Here is a 16,105-nt window from a genome sequence, read left to right on the forward strand (position 1 = left end):
TGAAATAATAAATTCTTACGACGAACCAGAGCTATGAGCCGCTGAAGCGGGCCGGACTGCCAGCCTTCCAAAACAAACAAAGCCCCGTCTCCGGGGCTTTGTTACTTCAATCCATCGTCAATCCGATCAGTCGACATCCTCGACAACCGCGTCGGCCGCGCCGCTGATGCGGTGAGCAAGTGCTGCTTCCATGAACTCGTTCAGGTCGCCGTCGAGAACGTCGTCCGGCGCGCTGCTGGCGACCCCGGTGCGCAAGTCTTTGACCATTTGATAGGGCTGCAGCACGTAGGAGCGGATCTGGTGGCCCCAGCCGATCTCCGTCTTGGAAGCGGCTTCGGCGCTGGCGGCGTCCTCGCGCTTCTTCAATTCGGCTTCATACATGCGGGCACGCAGCATGTCCCAGGCCTTGGCGCGGTTCTTGTGCTGCGAACGCTCCTGCTGGCACTGCACGACGATGCCCGTCGGGATATGCGTGATGCGTACGGCCGAGTCGGTGGTGTTGACGTGCTGGCCGCCGGCGCCCGACGAACGATAGGTATCGATGCGGCAGTCGCTTTCGTTGATCTCGATCTGGATCGAGTCGTCGACAACCGGATAGACCCAGATCGACGAAAAGGACGTATGACGACGTGCATTGCTGTCGTAGGGCGAGATGCGCACCAGGCGGTGCACGCCCGATTCCGTCTTCAGCCAGCCATAGGCATTATGGCCCTTGACCAGCAGGGTCGCGGACTTGATGCCGGCCTCTTCGCCATCATGGACTTCGAGAAGCTCGACCTTGAAGCGCTGGCGTTCGGCCCAGCGGGTGTACATGCGCAAAAGCATGTTCGCCCAGTCCTGGCTTTCGGTCCCGCCGGCGCCTGAATGGACTTCGAGATAGGTGTCGTTGCCATCGGCTTCGCCGGAGAGCATGGCTTCCACCTGGCGGCGCCCGGCCTCGGCCTTCAAGGCCTTCAGCGCATCTTCGGCTTCCTTGACGACGCTCTGGTCGCCCTCTTCCTCGCCAAGCTCGATCAGCTCGATATTGTCGTTCAGTTGCTGCTCGAGCTGCTTGACGCCGTTGATGCCGTCATCGAGCTGCTGGCGTTCGCGCATCAGCTTCTGCGCTTCGGAAGCGTCGTTCCAGAGGTTCGGATCCTCTGCCTTGTTGTTCAACCAGTCCAGCCGTCTTATCGCCTGGTCCCAGTCAAAGATGCCTCCTCAGCAGGGTGATAGCCTGCTTGGTTTCATCGACCACGTTTTCGATTTCCGCTCGCATTTTCCTGCTTCTCTGTCTCGGTCTTCTTCAGGTGCTGGTGAGATAGCGCATTTCCGTTTTTCTCCGAGCCACGGAGATGCTCTATCTTTGGTTTCGCGCAATTCCCAGGGAAAGTCGCGTTGCGCTTTTCCCGGCAAAACCGCTATGCACTTTTGCTGGAATTGCTCTAGAGACGCCCACCGCGGATGTAAAGGGCCGCGGCGCGTGCAAAATTCAGGCCTCGGTCAGAACAGGCCGGGCGTGCCGGTCTGGACGGCCTGGTTCGCCTGCGGCGAGGTCTTCAGGATTTCCTCCGGCGCCATGGTGCTGTCCATGCCGATCACGGAGAAGCTGTCGGCCGGGCCGGTGCCGGGCTTGAAGGCCTCGATGATGGTGTTCGGATCGCCTTCGCCAGCCGCCATGCCGGTCTTACGGTCGATCGAAATCAGGTTCATTCCTGATGGAATGACGAACTTCGATTCCGGCGTGTCCTTGACGGCAGCCTGCATGAATTCGTTGAAGATCGGGGCGGAGAGACCGCCGCCGGTGCCGCCGCGGCCGAGCGGGCCCGGCGTATCGAAGCCCATATAGAGGCCGGCGACTAGATCCGGGGTGAAGCCAACGAACCAGGCATCCTTCTCGTCATTGGTGGTTCCGGTCTTTCCGGCGACGTCGCGACCGCCTAGATCGATCTTGCCGGCAGCTGTGCCGCGCTGGATGACGCCCTGCATCATCGAGGTGATCTGGTACGCGGTCATCGGATCGAGAACGGTTTCGCGATTGTCGACGACATTCGGCTCTTCCTGGTTCTGCCAGTCACCGGCATTGCAGCCCTCGCACAGACGCTCCTCATGCTTGAAGATCGTCTTGCCGTAGCGGTCCTGGATGCGGTCGATCAACGTCGGCTTGATCTGCTTGCCGCCATTGGCAATGACCGAATAGGCCGAGACCATGCGCAATACCGTCGTGTCGCCGGCGCCGAGCGACATGGAGAGAACCGGCAGCATGTGATCATAGATGCCGAAGCGCTCGGCATATTCGGCGACGATGTTCATGCCGAGATCGTTGGCGAGGCGCACCGTCATCAGATTGCGCGAATGTTCGATGCCCGAACGCAGCGTCGACGGGCCGCCGGATTCGCCGCCGTAGTTTTCCGGCCTCCAGACTTGGCCGCCCGAGACGATTTCGATCGGCGCATCCATGATGACAGAAGCCGGCGTATAACCATTGTCCATCGCCGCCGCGTAGACGAAAGGCTTGAACGAGGAGCCCGGCTGGCGCATCGCCTGGGTGGCGCGGTTGAATTCGGACTGGGCATAGGAGAAGCCGCCGACCATGGCGAGCACGCGGCCGGTCTTCGGATCCATGGCGACCAGGCCACCTTGCACCTTCGGCGGCTGCTGCAGGCGATAGGAGGTCGACGCGTCGTCACCGAGCTTTGCGACATAGACAACGTCACCGGGGGACACGGCGCCGACCGGCGATTTCGTGGTCTTGCGGGTGCCGTCGGCCGAACGGAAGGCCCACTGCATGTTCTTGGCGTCGATCGTGCCGCGTTGACGGTCGACCGCAACCTTGCCGCTGCCATCCTTGGCCGGCTGCAGGCCGATGTCGACGGTACTGTCTGACACGGCGAGTACCACGGCAAGCCGCCATTCCGGCACATCGGACAGTGCAGGAATATCGGCAAGCGCCTTGCCCCAATCACCGCTCGCATCGATCTGCTTGATCGGGCCGTGGAAACCGCGGCGCTCGTCGTAAGTGACCAGACCGTCCTGCAGCGCCTTGCGGGCAGCGATCTGCATCTGCGGATCGAGCGAGGTGCGCACCGAAAGGCCGCCCTCATAGAGGACCTTTTCGCCGTACTGGTCGATCAGCTGGCGGCGCACGGCTTCGGCGAAATAATCCGAAGCAAAGAGCGAGGGGCCGGTGGTGCGGGCGGTGACGCCGAGCGGCTGCTTCTTGGCTTCCTCGCCGTCAGGCTGGCTGACATAGCCGTTCTCGACCATCCGGTCGATCACCCAGTTGCGACGCTCGAGCGCAGCTTCCGGATGGCGGAAAGGATGATAATTGGCTGGCCCCTTCGGCAGCGATGCCAGATAGGCGGCTTCGGCGACGGTCAGTTCGGTGACGGATTTGTTGAAATAGGTGAGTGCTGCGCCAGCGATGCCGTAGGAATTCATTCCGAAGAAGATCTCGTTCAGGTAGAGTTCGAGGATCTTGTCCTTGCTATAGGCCTGCTCGATACGGAAGGAGAGGATCGCTTCCTTGATTTTGCGGTCGATCGTCTGGTCCGAGCTCAAAAGGAAGTTCTTGGCCACCTGCTGGGTGATTGTGGAAGCACCGACCGGGCGGCGACCGGAACCGAAATTCTGCAGGTTGACGAGGATTGCGCGGCCGAGACCCGTCAGATCGACGCCCGGATGATTGTAGAAGTTCTTGTCTTCAGCCGACAGGAAAGCCGCCTTCACGCGGTCGGGAACCGCCTGGATCGGCAGGAAGAGACGCTTTTCCTTGGCGTATTCGGCCATCAAAGCGCCGTTGCCGGCATGGACGCGGGTGGTCACCGGCGGCGCATAGCTGTTCAGAACGGCATAGTCCGGGAGATCCTTCGCGACATTGGCGAGATAGATGGCAATACCCGCCGCCGCGACCAGAAATAGGACGCAGGCCATTCCGAAGAAATATCCAAAAAGTCTAACCATATTTCAGCTACCGGTCTCTTCGATCTTCAATCGGCGCAGCCGCAACGATTGCACAGATCAAGGCAATTTGCACGTTGCGCGGCTTACTCCATGAGCGCCACCGCCACAAGCCGATTCCGCGCTCAAGGCTTACGAAACATAAGCCGGAGTAACGGCGCGAATGTGAGCAAAATAGGGCTGTCTGCGCCGCATTCACCGCTGCGGCCGCGTTTCATTAGAACTGTCACATCCAAGCAACGCCCGTCGCCGCCGCTAATCTGAGGTGTCTTGCTCAGAATTTGATTCATGCGGCGCACTAAATCTTTGTTTTTATGTATGCCGCCGCGCTGTAACCGCTACGGATTTTTAGGCGGCGCCCCGTCAGCCGCCATTCGCCATGACGGCGGCGCGGTATCGCTTGACTGCGTCGGTCAAGAGACCGGCGATCTTGCCGCGCCAGGCCTCGTCGAGCAGCAGTTTCTCGTCCTCGGCATTCGAGAGGAACCCGATCTCGAGAAGGATCGACGGCACGTCAGGCGCTTGCAGCACGCGGAAGCCAGCATGACGGTGCGGATTGTTGATGGTGCCGACCTGATCCTTGAAAGAATTCAGCACACTCTCGGCCAGCGAGATCGAGAAGGCCTGCGTCTCGCGCCGCGTCAGATCGAGCAGGATGTCGGCAACCTCAGGCGGCTCGGCAACCGTCTCCTTGCCGGCGATCTGGTCGGAAAGGTTTTCGCGTTCAGCAAGGTCGGCGGCGAGCTTGTCGGATGCCTTGTCGGAGATCGTGTAGACGGTGGCGCCGCGGATATCCTTCTGCCTCAGCGTATCGGCATGCAGCGAAATGAACAGGCCGGCATGGTTCTGGCGGGCGATCAGCACACGCTGCGAAAGCGACAGGAACTCGTCGTCCTCGCGCGTCAGGAAAGCCTTGATGCCCGGTTCCTTGTTCAGCCGGTCGGTCAAAGCCTTGGCGAAGGCGAGCGTCACCTGCTTTTCCTCGGTCTTGGTGTCGACGCCGATCGCGCCGGTGTCGATGCCGCCATGGCCGGCGTCGACGGCGATGACGAAATCGCCGGGCGCAGCCTTTTGCGGTGCCGGAATGGCGCTCGTCGTCTGAGCCGCCTCAGTCCGATCGCTCCAGGATTGCGTCTTCACCAGTTCGGCAAAGGCCTTCTTGTCGATCATCTCCGCATCGAGCACGAGGCGATGGCTGTTGCCCGTCTCATCGGCCTGCACCTTGGCAAGCGCCAGCTTCACCGGCCCTGCCGTCGTCAGCACGATGCGTGCGCTCTCTTCGTCCATCTTGCCGTAGCGGATATCCTTGAACAGGCCGCGGGCGGCAAGATCCTTCGCCGGAAAACCGAAGGCGGTCGCCGGCAAGTCAACGATGATGCGTTCCGGATTGGCAATATAGTGGACGGAGAAACGCGGCTCGCGATCGAAATCGATGACGATGCGGGTCCTTGCGTCGTCGCCGACGATGCGCGCACCATAGGCAAGCAGCGGATCCCTGGCCTCGACAGAGCTGGCAGCGGCCGGCAGCAGACTAGCAGCCAGAAGCGCCGCCAGAACCCGCCTTGCGAATGTCGATCGCCGCGCTGCGGAGTTCGCCGCGATCCGAACCCTCTTAAACAATAAACCGCCACACCCTATCTGTATTGCGATGGACCGAACACGGCTGCGGCCAACATCCTGTGACGAAACACCTGCTGCAGCCTGCCGAATCGCGATCACTTTATCCCCAGTTTGTATGCGTTGCGAAATCCATCAATATTATGGCACATTTGGCTTTTCCCTTGCTATTGTGACACAGAAAACATACAACGAATTTCAGGGTAAAGTGTTGACGGGATAGAGTCGCCGCAAAGGCTGCCAGCCAGATCAGGACCTGGCGCCACACCGGTCATCGTCCGCCGTCTCATGCGCTTAATCCCTAGAACTGGATCCTGATTTTCCGGCTTATTGTCGGAATTCATTGGTGGATCAGCCACCGCGCTCTCAGGGAGCAAACTCATCGGACCCGAACGGGTCTTCGTATTTGTCGATCACGCTTGGTTGTTGATGGTTTCGCAGCAGGTTTTATCTGAAGTGTACAGGCCCCGGACCGAAATGGTTCCGGCTGCGGTCTGGCTGCTGCCCTCCCCCTCGCATCAGGCGCGACTTTCATTATCCGGCGCGGCCACAGTGGACCGCATTCTTTCTGTTTCAACAGCAGTCGGGAATGCGCTCTCGCGGCCACGCCGAGGAGCACAGCTTACATGGCAGACAAAATGCTTATCGATGCGTCTCACGAGGAAGAGACGCGCGTCGTTGTCGTTCGCGGGAACCGCATAGAAGAATTTGACTTCGAGTCCCAGCACAAGAAGCAGATCCGCGGCAACATCTATCTTGCAAAGGTAACGAGGGTTGAGCCCTCGCTGCAGGCAGCCTTCGTCGATTACGGCGGCAACCGGCACGGCTTCCTGGCCTTCGCCGAAATCCATCCCGACTATTATCAGATACCGCTTGCCGACCGTCAGGCACTGCTTCGGGCCGAAGCCGAGGAGCATCGCCGCGACGAAGATGTCGAGCATGTCGAAACCGCGCCGATGGTCGATCTTTCCAAGCAGGATCAACCGGATGTCGGCATCGCTCCGGCAGAGGCGCCGGAAACGGCTGCCGTCACGGAAGAGACCGCAGCGGTAGAGGCCGCGGCATCACCCGAGGTCACCGAGGAAGCACCGGCCAAGAAGGCAAGGCCGCGCCGCAGCCGCAAGAAGGTCGTAGAACCGGTTGCCGAGACGACCGCGACCGAGGACGCAGTTCCCACAGACGTCGAAGCCGAAGGCGCTTCGAGCGTGGACAATGAGGATGACGGTTCGACCGGCGGCGCGATGGCCGCGATTGTGGAAACCGACTCGATCTCCGAAGACGTCGATACCAGCAAGCGTCGCCACGATGACGACGACGACGATGACGATCACGGTGAAGAGGAAGTCATCGAATCCGTCGGCGCCGAAGACGCGATGGAAGAAGTGCCGGACCGCGTGCAGCGCAAGCCGCGCAAGCAGTACCGCATCCAGGAAGTCATCAAGCGCCGCCAGATCCTGCTCGTGCAGGTCGCCAAGGAAGAGCGCGGCAACAAGGGTGCAGCCCTTACCACCTATCTCTCGCTCGCCGGCCGCTATTCGGTGCTGATGCCGAACACGGCGCGCGGCGGCGGCATTTCCCGCAAGATCACCAATCCTGCCGACCGGAAGCGCCTGAAGGAAATTGCGCGCCTGCTTGAGGTGCCGCAGGGCATGGGCGTCATCCTTCGCACCGCCGGTGCCAACCGCACCAAGGTCGAGGTCAAGCGCGACTTCGAATATCTGATGCGCCTCTGGGAGAATGTGCGCACGCTGACGCTGGCGTCTACCGCTCCCTGCCTCGTCTATGAGGAAGGCTCGCTGATCAAGCGTTCGATCCGCGACCTCTACAACAAGGATATCAGCGAAGTCATCGTTTCCGGCGAAGAAGGCTATCGTGAAGCGAAAGACTTCATGAAGATGCTGATGCCGAGCCATGCCAAGGTGGTTCAACCCTACCGCGACATCCATCCGATCTTTTCGCGTTCCGGTATCGAGGCTCAGCTCGACCGCATGCTGCAGCCGCAGGTCACGCTGAAATCTGGCGGCTACTTGATCATGAACCAGACCGAAGCGCTGGTCTCGATCGACGTAAACTCCGGCCGCTCGACCCGCGAACATTCGATCGAGGACACCGCGCTCCAGACGAATCTGGAGGCTGCAGACGAAGTCGCCCGCCAGCTTCGCCTTCGCGACCTTGCCGGCCTGATCGTCATCGACTTCATCGACATGGAAGAGAAGCGCAACAACCGCGCCGTCGAGAAGAAGCTGAAGGAATGCCTGAAGAACGACCGCGCCCGCATCCAGGTCGGTCGGATCTCGCATTTCGGCCTGCTCGAAATGTCGCGCCAGCGCATCCGCGCTTCGGTTCTCGAATCGACCACGCAGGTCTGCTCGCATTGCGGCGGCAGCGGCCATGTGCGTTCGCAGTCCTCCGTCGCGCTGCATGTGCTGCGCGGCATCGAGGAATATCTGCTCAAGAACACCACGCACAACATCACCGTGCGCACCACGCCTGACATCGCGCTCTACCTGCTCAATCACAAGCGCCAGACGATCGTCGATTATGAGAGCCGCTTCGGCGTCGCGATCATCATCGATGCGGACGGCTCGGTCGGCGCGCAACATTTCGCGATCGATCGCGGCGAGCCGGTGGAAAACCCGGTCAAGATCGAAACCCTCTTCAACTTCGCAGCCATTCCCGAGGATGACGACGACGACATCGTCATCGAAGTGGATGAGGAGGAAGACGAGGAACTCGAGGAAAAGCCGGCCGTTTCCGAGCGGCCCGTCGCTGCACGCGCGGCACGCGCGGAAGGCGAAGCTGACGGCAACCGCAAGCGCAAGCGCCGCAGGCGCCGCCGCGGCCGCAACGGCAATGCCGAGCAGCCGGTATCGGCTGGCGAAGCCGGCGACGAGGATGAGGACGGCGACGACGAGGGCGGCGAAAGTGATGAAAACACCGAGGTCACGCCCGAGACACGCGCCGAAAGCGAGGAATCGCAGCGCCGCAAGCGCCGCCGTCGCGGCAAACGTGGCGGCCGTCGCAATCGCGCCGAGGATGGTTCCGAACTGACGGCTGGCGAAGCCGGTGAAGACAATGGCGGCGACGAGGACGAAGGCGACGACGTTTCGAACGACGGCGCTCCGAGCGGAGCCGTAGCGGTCGAGGCGATTGCCGAACAGGCCGACGAAAGCCAGGCGGCGATGGCAGCCGTCGAGAGCGCGCCTGTCATAACCGAAGAGGTGAAGCCTGCCCGTGCCCGCGGCCGCCGCAAACCGGCCGCAGCGCCGGTCGAGGAACCGGTTGCCGAGACGGTACCTGTGGTCGAGGCCGAACCGGAATTGGTGGAAGCCTCCGCCGATCTCGAAACATCAGTTCAGGAAGAGGCAAAGCCGGTTCGCGCCAACCGCGAATCCAACATCTCCTCCTCCGAGCCGACGGTGAAATCCACCCGTGTCGAGAATGGTGAAGGCGATGACGGTAAGCCGAAGAAAGCCGGTTGGTGGCAGCGCCGTGGCTTCTTCTGAACGCTGATTTTCGGACGTAAACACTGAAATCCGGCCGCGGCGACGCGGCCGGATTTTCGTTTATGACGAGGGCTCGTGGCCGAGCTTGAATAACGTGGCGCAGATGTGTATATTTTTTGATATTCATACACATGAGGCGCGATCGTGCGGACGAATATAGATATCGATGATGCCTTGCTCGACGCGGCAATGACCGCCACCGGACTGGCGACAAAAAAGGCCACTGTCGAACAAGCTTTGCAAAATCTTGTCGAGAGGCACCGCCGTGGCAATGCCATCGCAAACCTTGCGGGAATAGGTTGGGAAGGCGACCTCGACGTGATACGTCGCGACCGGCCCGACGATAAACGGTGATCGTCGTCGACAGTTCGGTCTGGATTGCGCATCTGCGTGGGATAGAAAGCGCCGCCAGATGGCGGCTGCAGACCATCGAGGATCCGCTGGATATTGTTGTCGGGGACCTGATCCTTTTGGAAGTGCTTCAGGGCGCACGCAATGAACGCCATGCATCGGTGATCGAAGAAAGCCTACGCCAATTCACAGTCTGCCCGATGCTTGGCGACAGCCTCGCCGTCAAGGCGGCTCGTAACTATCGCCTGCTGCGAGAACGCGGCATCACGGTGCGCAAGACCATCGATGTGATCATCGGCACCTTCTGCATTGAGGAAGGCTATGCGCTCTTGCACGATGATCGCGACTTCGATCCGATGACCGAGCATCTCGGCCTCAAGATCGCCTGACTTCAGAGAGCCCGATCGGACAAATGGTTGCTCCCATGGAAAGTGCGGAATAGGTGCTCTCGCCATCCTACCATCCCGACAGATGAGCGGTATCAACGACCGCCATCGAGGGTAACGAGACGGCGCAAAGCACTCTATATCGCTTGGTTCAACGCAGCGAAGCGCGATCATCATCCCCCGCTTGCGATCAGGCGGCCGGCGGATAGAGCAGGTCGACGATGTAGCTGGCGTCGAAGCGGGAATCGAGCATGCCGTAGGTGGAGCGCCAGCCGCCGGCAAGACGCGTCTCGATGAAGGCATCGGCAATGCGCCCTGCCCCAAGGCGATAGAGTTCGGCGGCACCGGCGGCGAGCGCCAGTTGCTCGACGAGCAGGCGCGCGGCGCCCTCATCCTGTTCGCACAGCGCGATTGCGGCGCGCAGCACGTCGATGGTCTTCTTGCCGGCAGGGCCAAGATCGCGAGCAAGGCCGGTGAAGACCGTTTCGAACAGATCCTTGCCGCGGTTGAGCACGCGCAGCACGTCGAGCGCCATGACGTTGCCAGAGCCTTCCCAGATGGCGTTGACGGGAGCCTCGCGGTAATGGCGGGCGATCGGCCGCTCTTCGATGTAGCCGTTGCCGCCGATGCATTCCATCGCCTCGTAGATCAGCGCGGGCGCGATCTTGCAGCACCAGTATTTGGCGACCGGTGTCATGACGCGGGCATAGGCCGCTTCCTCGGCATTGCCGCGCGCCTTGTCGAAGGCGTCGGCAAGACGGAAGGACAGTGCCGTCGCGGCGGCGACATCGAGCGCCATGTCGGCGAGCACGCGCGTCATGATTGGCTGGTTGACGAGCATCTTGCCGAAGACGCTGCGGCCGCGGGTGTGGTGCACGGCTTCAGCGAGCGAGGCGCGCATCATGCCTGACGAGGCCAGCGCGCAGTCGAGCCGGGTCAGCGTCACCATGTCGAGGATGGTGCGGATGCCGGCATCCGGACCACCGAGCAGAAAACCGAACGTGTCTGTAAATTCGACCTCGGAAGAGGCGTTGGAGCGGTTGCCGACCTTGTCCTTCAGCCGCTGGAATTGCAGGCCGTTGGCGGAACCATCCTCCAGAAGGCGCGGCACCAGAAAGCAGCCCATGCCCTCCTTCGTCTGCGCCAACATGATGAAGGCATCGCTCATCGGCGCCGACATGAACCACTTGTGCCCGGACAGCCGATAGATGCCCTCGCTGACCATTTCGGCAGCGCTCCTGTTGGCGCGCACATCCGTGCCGCCCTGCTTTTCCGTCATGCCCATGCCGATGGTCACGGCGGATTTCTGCATGGCGGGCTTGTTCGACGAATCATATTTGCGCGAGAGAATTTTTGGCGCCCAGTCCTTCTGGACCGCGGGCGAAGCCGAGAGCGCCGCAACGGAGGCGCTCGTCATCGTCAGCGGGCAGAGATGGCCGGATTCCAGCTGCGACGTCAGATAAAACCGCGCGGCGCGAACCTTGTGGGCCTCGTCCTTGGCGTCGGTATCGGCCTGGGGATCCCAGACGGAGGAATGCAGGCCGACCGACATGGAGCGGCGCATCAATGCATGCCAGGCGGGATGGAATTCGACAACGTCGACGCGTTCACCGCGCGGACCGTGGGTGCGCAGCTGCGGGGCGCCTTGGTTCGCCATGCGCGCCATCTCCTGCGCCTCCGGCGAGGTGACGTAGCGGCCCATGTTTTCCAGGTCTTCGCGGATGCCGCGCGGCAGGGCCGCCGTCAGGTCGACGATCAGCGGATCGGACCGATAGGCGTTGATGCCGGACCACAGGCTCGGCTGGTTGAGTTCTGCGAGTTTGTCGTCAGTCCGGTTGGCGGAGGTCATAATTCGCTTCTAGTGTAAGAACCCGGCAAAGGGAAACCGGAAGTTATGATTCGGTTCATTCTGCTCTATCGGAATTCGGGCGAAAATGCATGGGGACATAAGCCTTTGCCCACAGCACATGCTTGCCCCGGCGGGCAGCACTCTTTATAGACCCGGCAGAGACAGCAAGAGGCAGGGTCATGGTCTTTTTCCCCCACCGCCACCTCATCGGCATCAAAGGCCTCACCGAGCAGGATATCTCCTATCTTCTCGACAAGGCGGACGAGGCCGTCAAGATCAGCCGCCAGAGAGAAAAGAAGACGTCGACGCTGCGCGGGCTGACGCAGATCAACCTCTTCTTCGAGGCATCGACCCGCACGCAGGCCTCCTTCGAGCTTGCCGGCAAGCGGCTCGGCGCCGACGTCATGAACATGTCGGTCGGCAATTCCTCGGTCAAGAAAGGCGAAACGCTGATCGATACGGCGATGACGCTGAATGCGATGCGCCCCGACGTGCTGGTGATCCGCCATTCGAGCGCCGGTGCGGCCGCCCTTCTCGCCCAGAAGGTCTCCTGCTCTGTCGTCAATGCCGGCGACGGGCAGCACGAACATCCGACCCAGGCCCTGCTCGACGCGCTGACGATCCGCCGCGCCAAGGGCAAGCTGTCGCGCATCATCGTGGCGATCTGCGGCGACGTGCTGCATTCGCGGGTGGCGCGCTCCAATATCCTGCTGCTCAATGCGATGGGCGCCCGCGTGCGTGTCGTTGCGCCCGCGACCCTCCTGCCTGCCGGCATCGCCGAGATGGGCGTCGAGGTCTTCCATTCGATGAAGGAAGGGCTGAAGGACGCCGACGTGGTGATGATGCTGCGGCTGCAGCGCGAGCGCATGTCCGGCGCTTTCGTGCCTTCGGTGCGCGAATATTATCACTTCTACGGGCTCGACGCCGAAACGCTGAAGGCGGCCAAGGACGATGCGCTGGTCATGCATCCCGGCCCGATGAACCGCGGCGTCGAGATCGCTTCGGAAGTGGCGGACGGACCGCAGAGCGTCATCGCCGAACAGGTGGAAATGGGGGTCGCGGTGCGCATGGCCGTCATGGAGACGCTGCTCGTCTCGCAGAACCAGGGTCCCCGAAGCGATGGAATGATTGCATGAGCAACCCGATCGTCCTCAAGAACGTCCGCATCATCGACCCGTCGCGCAATCTTGACGAGGTCGGGACGATCATTGCCGAAAACGGCGTGATTCTCGCGGCCGGCCACAAGGCGCAGAACCAGGGCGCACCTGGTGGAGCCGTCATCCGCGACTGCACGGGCCTTGTCGCGACGCCCGGCCTCGTCGATGCGCGCGTCCATGTCGGCGAACCCGGCGGCGAACACCGCGAGACGATCGCTTCGGCGAGCCGGGCGGCAGCCGCCGGCGGCGTCACCTCGATCATCATGATGCCGGACACCGATCCCATCATCGACGACATCGCGCTCGTCGAATTCGTCAAGAAGACGGCGCGGGATACGGCCGCCGTCAACGTCTATCCGGCAGCAGCGATCACCAAGGGCCTTGCCGGCGAGGAGATGACGGAGATCGGCCTGTTGATGCAGGCGGGCGCCGTTGCCTTCACCGATGCCCATTCCAGCGTCCACGACACACAGGTGCTGCGCAGGATCATGACCTATGCGCGCGAATTCGGCGCCGTCATCTCCTGCGAGACGCGCGACAAATATCTCGGCGCCAACGGCGTCATGCATGAGGGGCTTTTTGCCAGCTGGCTCGGGCTTTCCGGCATTCCAAAAGAAGCCGAGCTCATCCCGCTCGAACGCGATCTGAGGATCGCACAGCTGACGCGCGGCCGTTATCACGCCGCGATGATCTCAGTGCCGGAATCGGTCGAGGCGATCGAGCGTGCCCGCAGCCGCGGCGCCAAGGTGACTTGCGGCATCTCGATCAACAATCTGGCGCTCAACGAAAACGACATCGGCGAATACCGCACCTTCTTCAAGCTCTATCCGCCGCTGCGCCCGGAAGATGACCGCGTAGCGATGGCCGACGCCGTTGCGAGCGGCGCGATCGATATCATCGTCTCCTCGCACGACCCACAGGACGTCGATACGAAGCGCCTGCCCTTCGGCGAGGCGGAGGACGGCGCGATCGGCCTCGAAACCATGCTGGCGGCAGCGCTCAGGCTTCACCATGGCGGCCAGGTGAGCCTGATGCGCCTGATCGACGCCATGTCGACCCGCCCCGCTCAGATTTTCGGCCTGAATGCCGGAACGCTGAAGCCGGGCGCTGCGGCCGATATCGCGCTGATCGATCTCGATGAGCCTTGGCTTGTCGCCAAAGACATGCTTCTCTCCCGCTCGAAGAATACGCCGTTCGAGGATGCGCGCTTCAGTGGGCGGGCGGTCGCGACATACGTCTCGGGAAAGCTTGTCCACGCAATTTAGAACCGACACGATCGCCGTCCATCCCCCAGCGGGAGAAGGCTGACTCGAGGATAGGCCACGGAGAGGCTGAGGGGGCATATGTTATCCAATCTCATGTCATGGCAGATCACGCTGCCGATCGCGCTTGCCGCCGCCATTATCGGTTATCTCTTCGGCTCGATCCCGTTCGGCCTGATCCTCACGCGCGCCGCCGGCCTCGGCGACGTACGCAGCATCGGCTCCGGCAATATCGGCGCGACCAACGTGCTGAGGACAGGAAACCGGACGCTCGCCGCGGCGACGCTGCTGCTCGATGCGTTGAAGGCGTCGGCCGCGGCCTGGGTCGTCGGCTATTTCCTCGGTGAGGAAGCCGCGATCATCGCCGGCTTCTTCGCCTTTATCGGCCATCTTTTCCCGGTCTGGATCGGCTTCAAGGGCGGCAAGGGTGTCGCCACCTATATCGGCACCCTGCTCGGCGTCGCGCCGATCATGGTCGTGCTCTTCGCCGCCGTCTGGCTGGCGGTCGCCTTCACCACCCGCTACTCCTCGCTGTCGGCGCTGGTTGCCATGCTTGTCATTCCGGTTGCGCTGTGGATATTGGGCAACGAAAAGGTTGCGGCAGTGATGGCAATCATGACCCTCATCTCCTACTGGAAGCACAAGGCAAATATTTCGCGGCTGATGGGCGGGACGGAAAACAAGATCGGGGCGAAGGGATAATGGATGCGCTGAGCGCCGAACCGAAAGGCGTCGTGCTGACCGAGCGGCAAAGAATTGCCTGGCTGCGTCTCATCCGTTCCGACAATGTCGGCCCTGCCACCTTTCGTGACCTCATCAATCATTTCGGTTCGGCCGAGGCAGCACTTGCCGCACTGCCGGAGCTTTCGGCGCGTGGCGGCGCGACACGGGCAATCCGCATCGCCAGCGAGGCCGAGGCGCATCGGGAGCTGGAGGCGGCGCGTCGCTTCGGCGCCCGCTTCGTCGGCATCGGTGAGCCGGACTATCCGCAAGCACTGAAGCAGATCGACGGCGCGCCGCCGCTTCTGGCCGTCAAGGGCGCGCTTGCCGCTGCCAAACGACCGGCCGTCGGCATCGTCGGCTCGCGCAATGCCTCGATCGCAGGCGCGAAATTCGCAGCGATGGTAGCGCGCGACTGCGGCCGGGCGGGTTACACCGTGGTCTCCGGCCTGGCACGCGGCATCGACACCGCCGCCCACCGGGCAAGCCTCGACACGGGCACGATCGCAGCACTCGCCGGCGGCCTCGACCAGCCCTACCCGCCGGAGAATATCGGCCTGCTCGAAGAGATAACCGGTGGCAATGGCCTGGCGGTGAGCGAGATGCCCTTCGGCTGGGAACCCCGCGCCCGCGACTTCCCACGCCGAAACCGGCTGATCGCCGGCATCGGGCTCGGCCTCGTCGTCATCGAAGCGGCGACGCGTTCGGGCTCGCTGATCACGGCGCGGCTTGCCGGCGAGTTCGGCCGCCTGGTGTTTGCCGTGCCCGGCTCGCCGCTCGATCCGCGCTGCCATGGCACCAACGGCCTGCTGAAGGACGGCGCTTCGATCGTCACCGCACCCGACGATGTCATCGAGGCCCTGGCGCCGCTTGCGCAATTCGAGCTGTTCCCGTCATCGATGGCGGAGCAGCCGGCGCCTGACGGCAAGGCAATGTCGGTGCCACCAGGCGATTCCGATCGAAACCGCATCATCGATGCACTCGGGCCGACGCCTGTCGAGATCGACGACGTCATCCGCCATACCGGCCTGCCGGCATCCGCGGTCTATCTGATCCTTCTGGAACTCGATATATCAGGCAGGCTGCACCGGCATCAGGGCGGCCTCGTCTCGCTTTCCGATTGAACCTCCGTACGGGATCAGGCGGCGGCTTTGCGAATTGCCGAACGCTGCGTCGAAAACCCTGGATAACTTATCTGTAATTGCATTTAATCGATATTCCCCTTGTGCTTGCAGCAGACACAAGAGGTAAAATTGTAGCAAACCCCTTGACCGCGGCGATTTCCCTGTCCATGTCGGAGGGCCGATATCCATGTTGC

The 16,105-nt window shown here is 62.0% G+C and carries 11 protein-coding genes; 7 read left to right on the plus strand and 4 right to left on the minus strand.

What is annotated here, in order from left to right; all coding sequences use genetic code 11:
• Positions 1–126: 126 nt before the first annotated feature.
• The 3 genes from prfB to OLZ32_RS18500 form a co-directional block, all read right to left on the minus strand.
• Positions 127–1,258, minus strand: a protein-coding gene (gene prfB / locus OLZ32_RS18490) for a peptide chain release factor 2 (protein ID WP_003547475.1) whose coding sequence is annotated in 2 segments (ribosomal slippage) — positions 127–1,188 and positions 1,190–1,258 — 1,131 coding nt in all. Because the reading frame shifts where the segments join, the coding sequence is not laid out codon by codon here.
• A 224-nt stretch (positions 1,259–1,482) separates the two neighbouring features.
• A complete protein-coding gene (locus OLZ32_RS18495; RefSeq protein WP_017991048.1) occupies positions 1,483–3,942 on the minus strand; it encodes a penicillin-binding protein 1A in 2,460 nt (819 codons plus the stop codon).
• A 360-nt stretch (positions 3,943–4,302) separates the two neighbouring features.
• Positions 4,303–5,559 (minus strand): N-acetylmuramoyl-L-alanine amidase, encoded by a 1,257-nt coding sequence (locus OLZ32_RS18500; RefSeq protein ID WP_264421968.1) that lies wholly within the window; start codon positions 5,557–5,559, stop codon positions 4,303–4,305.
• 623 nt (positions 5,560–6,182) lie between these two features.
• Here OLZ32_RS18500 and OLZ32_RS18505 point away from each other — a divergent pair.
• From OLZ32_RS18505 to vapC, 3 genes are all read left to right on the plus strand, one after another.
• The gene (locus tag OLZ32_RS18505; protein ID WP_264421970.1) at positions 6,183–9,062 is read left to right on the plus strand and encodes an Rne/Rng family ribonuclease; all 2,880 of its coding nucleotides are present in this window, start codon (positions 6,183–6,185) and stop codon (positions 9,060–9,062) included.
• 144 nt (positions 9,063–9,206) lie between these two features.
• Entirely contained in the window at positions 9,207–9,416 is a 210-nt protein-coding gene (locus OLZ32_RS18510) for a type II toxin-antitoxin system VapB family antitoxin (RefSeq protein ID WP_003547469.1), read from the plus strand.
• Entirely contained in the window at positions 9,413–9,802 is a 390-nt protein-coding gene (gene vapC, locus OLZ32_RS18515) for a type II toxin-antitoxin system VapC family toxin (RefSeq protein WP_003547467.1), read from the plus strand. The genes OLZ32_RS18510 and vapC overlap by 4 nt, the downstream gene beginning before the upstream one ends.
• A 187-nt stretch (positions 9,803–9,989) precedes the next feature.
• On the opposite strand, the gene OLZ32_RS18520 is transcribed toward vapC, so the two are convergent.
• On the minus strand, positions 9,990–11,648 hold the full coding sequence (locus OLZ32_RS18520; protein ID WP_264421973.1) for an acyl-CoA dehydrogenase family protein: 1,659 nt from the start codon (positions 11,646–11,648) through the stop codon (positions 9,990–9,992).
• Between the two features lie 179 nt (positions 11,649–11,827).
• Here OLZ32_RS18520 and OLZ32_RS18525 point away from each other — a divergent pair, with 179 nt between their 5' ends.
• The 4 genes from OLZ32_RS18525 to dprA all read left to right on the plus strand — a co-directional run bounded on the left by OLZ32_RS18525 (position 11,828) and on the right by dprA (position 15,911).
• A complete protein-coding gene (locus OLZ32_RS18525) occupies positions 11,828–12,784 on the plus strand; it encodes an aspartate carbamoyltransferase catalytic subunit (RefSeq protein ID WP_003547463.1) in 957 nt (318 codons plus the stop codon).
• Positions 12,781–14,070, plus strand: coding sequence for a dihydroorotase (locus tag OLZ32_RS18530; RefSeq protein ID WP_003547461.1), 1,290 nt, complete (start codon positions 12,781–12,783; stop codon positions 14,068–14,070). Before OLZ32_RS18525 ends, OLZ32_RS18530 begins: the two co-directional genes overlap by 4 nt.
• Before the next feature lie 78 nt (positions 14,071–14,148).
• Positions 14,149–14,769, plus strand: a complete 621-nt coding sequence (gene plsY / locus OLZ32_RS18535; protein ID WP_017991044.1) for a glycerol-3-phosphate 1-O-acyltransferase PlsY — start codon at positions 14,149–14,151, stop codon at positions 14,767–14,769.
• Positions 14,769–15,911 (plus strand): DNA-processing protein DprA, encoded by a 1,143-nt coding sequence (gene dprA / locus OLZ32_RS18540; RefSeq protein ID WP_264421978.1) that lies wholly within the window; start codon positions 14,769–14,771, stop codon positions 15,909–15,911. The genes plsY and dprA overlap by 1 nt, the downstream gene beginning before the upstream one ends.
• The last annotated feature ends 194 nt before the right edge of the window (positions 15,912–16,105 follow it).

Origin of the sequence: Rhizobium acaciae (assembly GCF_025941625.1) — a bacterium.
GTDB classification, from domain to species: domain Bacteria; phylum Pseudomonadota; class Alphaproteobacteria; order Rhizobiales; family Rhizobiaceae; genus Rhizobium; species Rhizobium acaciae.

Bases quoted from the DNA above. Each gene is read 5' to 3' on its own strand.
- OLZ32_RS18505 (WP_264421970.1), top strand. From the start codon at position 6,183: ATGGCAGACAAAATGCTTATCGATGCGTCTCACGAGGAAGAGACGCGC.
- OLZ32_RS18495 (WP_017991048.1), bottom strand. From the start codon at position 3,942: ATGGTTAGACTTTTTGGATATTTCTTCGGAATGGCCTGCGTCCTATTT.
- dprA (WP_264421978.1), top strand. From the start codon at position 14,769: ATGGATGCGCTGAGCGCCGAACCGAAAGGCGTCGTGCTGACCGAGCGG.
- OLZ32_RS18525 (WP_003547463.1), top strand. From the start codon at position 11,828: ATGGTCTTTTTCCCCCACCGCCACCTCATCGGCATCAAAGGCCTCACC.
- OLZ32_RS18530 (WP_003547461.1), top strand. From the start codon at position 12,781: ATGAGCAACCCGATCGTCCTCAAGAACGTCCGCATCATCGACCCGTCG.
- plsY (WP_017991044.1), top strand. From the start codon at position 14,149: ATGTTATCCAATCTCATGTCATGGCAGATCACGCTGCCGATCGCGCTT.
- OLZ32_RS18520 (WP_264421973.1), bottom strand. From the start codon at position 11,648: ATGACCTCCGCCAACCGGACTGACGACAAACTCGCAGAACTCAACCAG.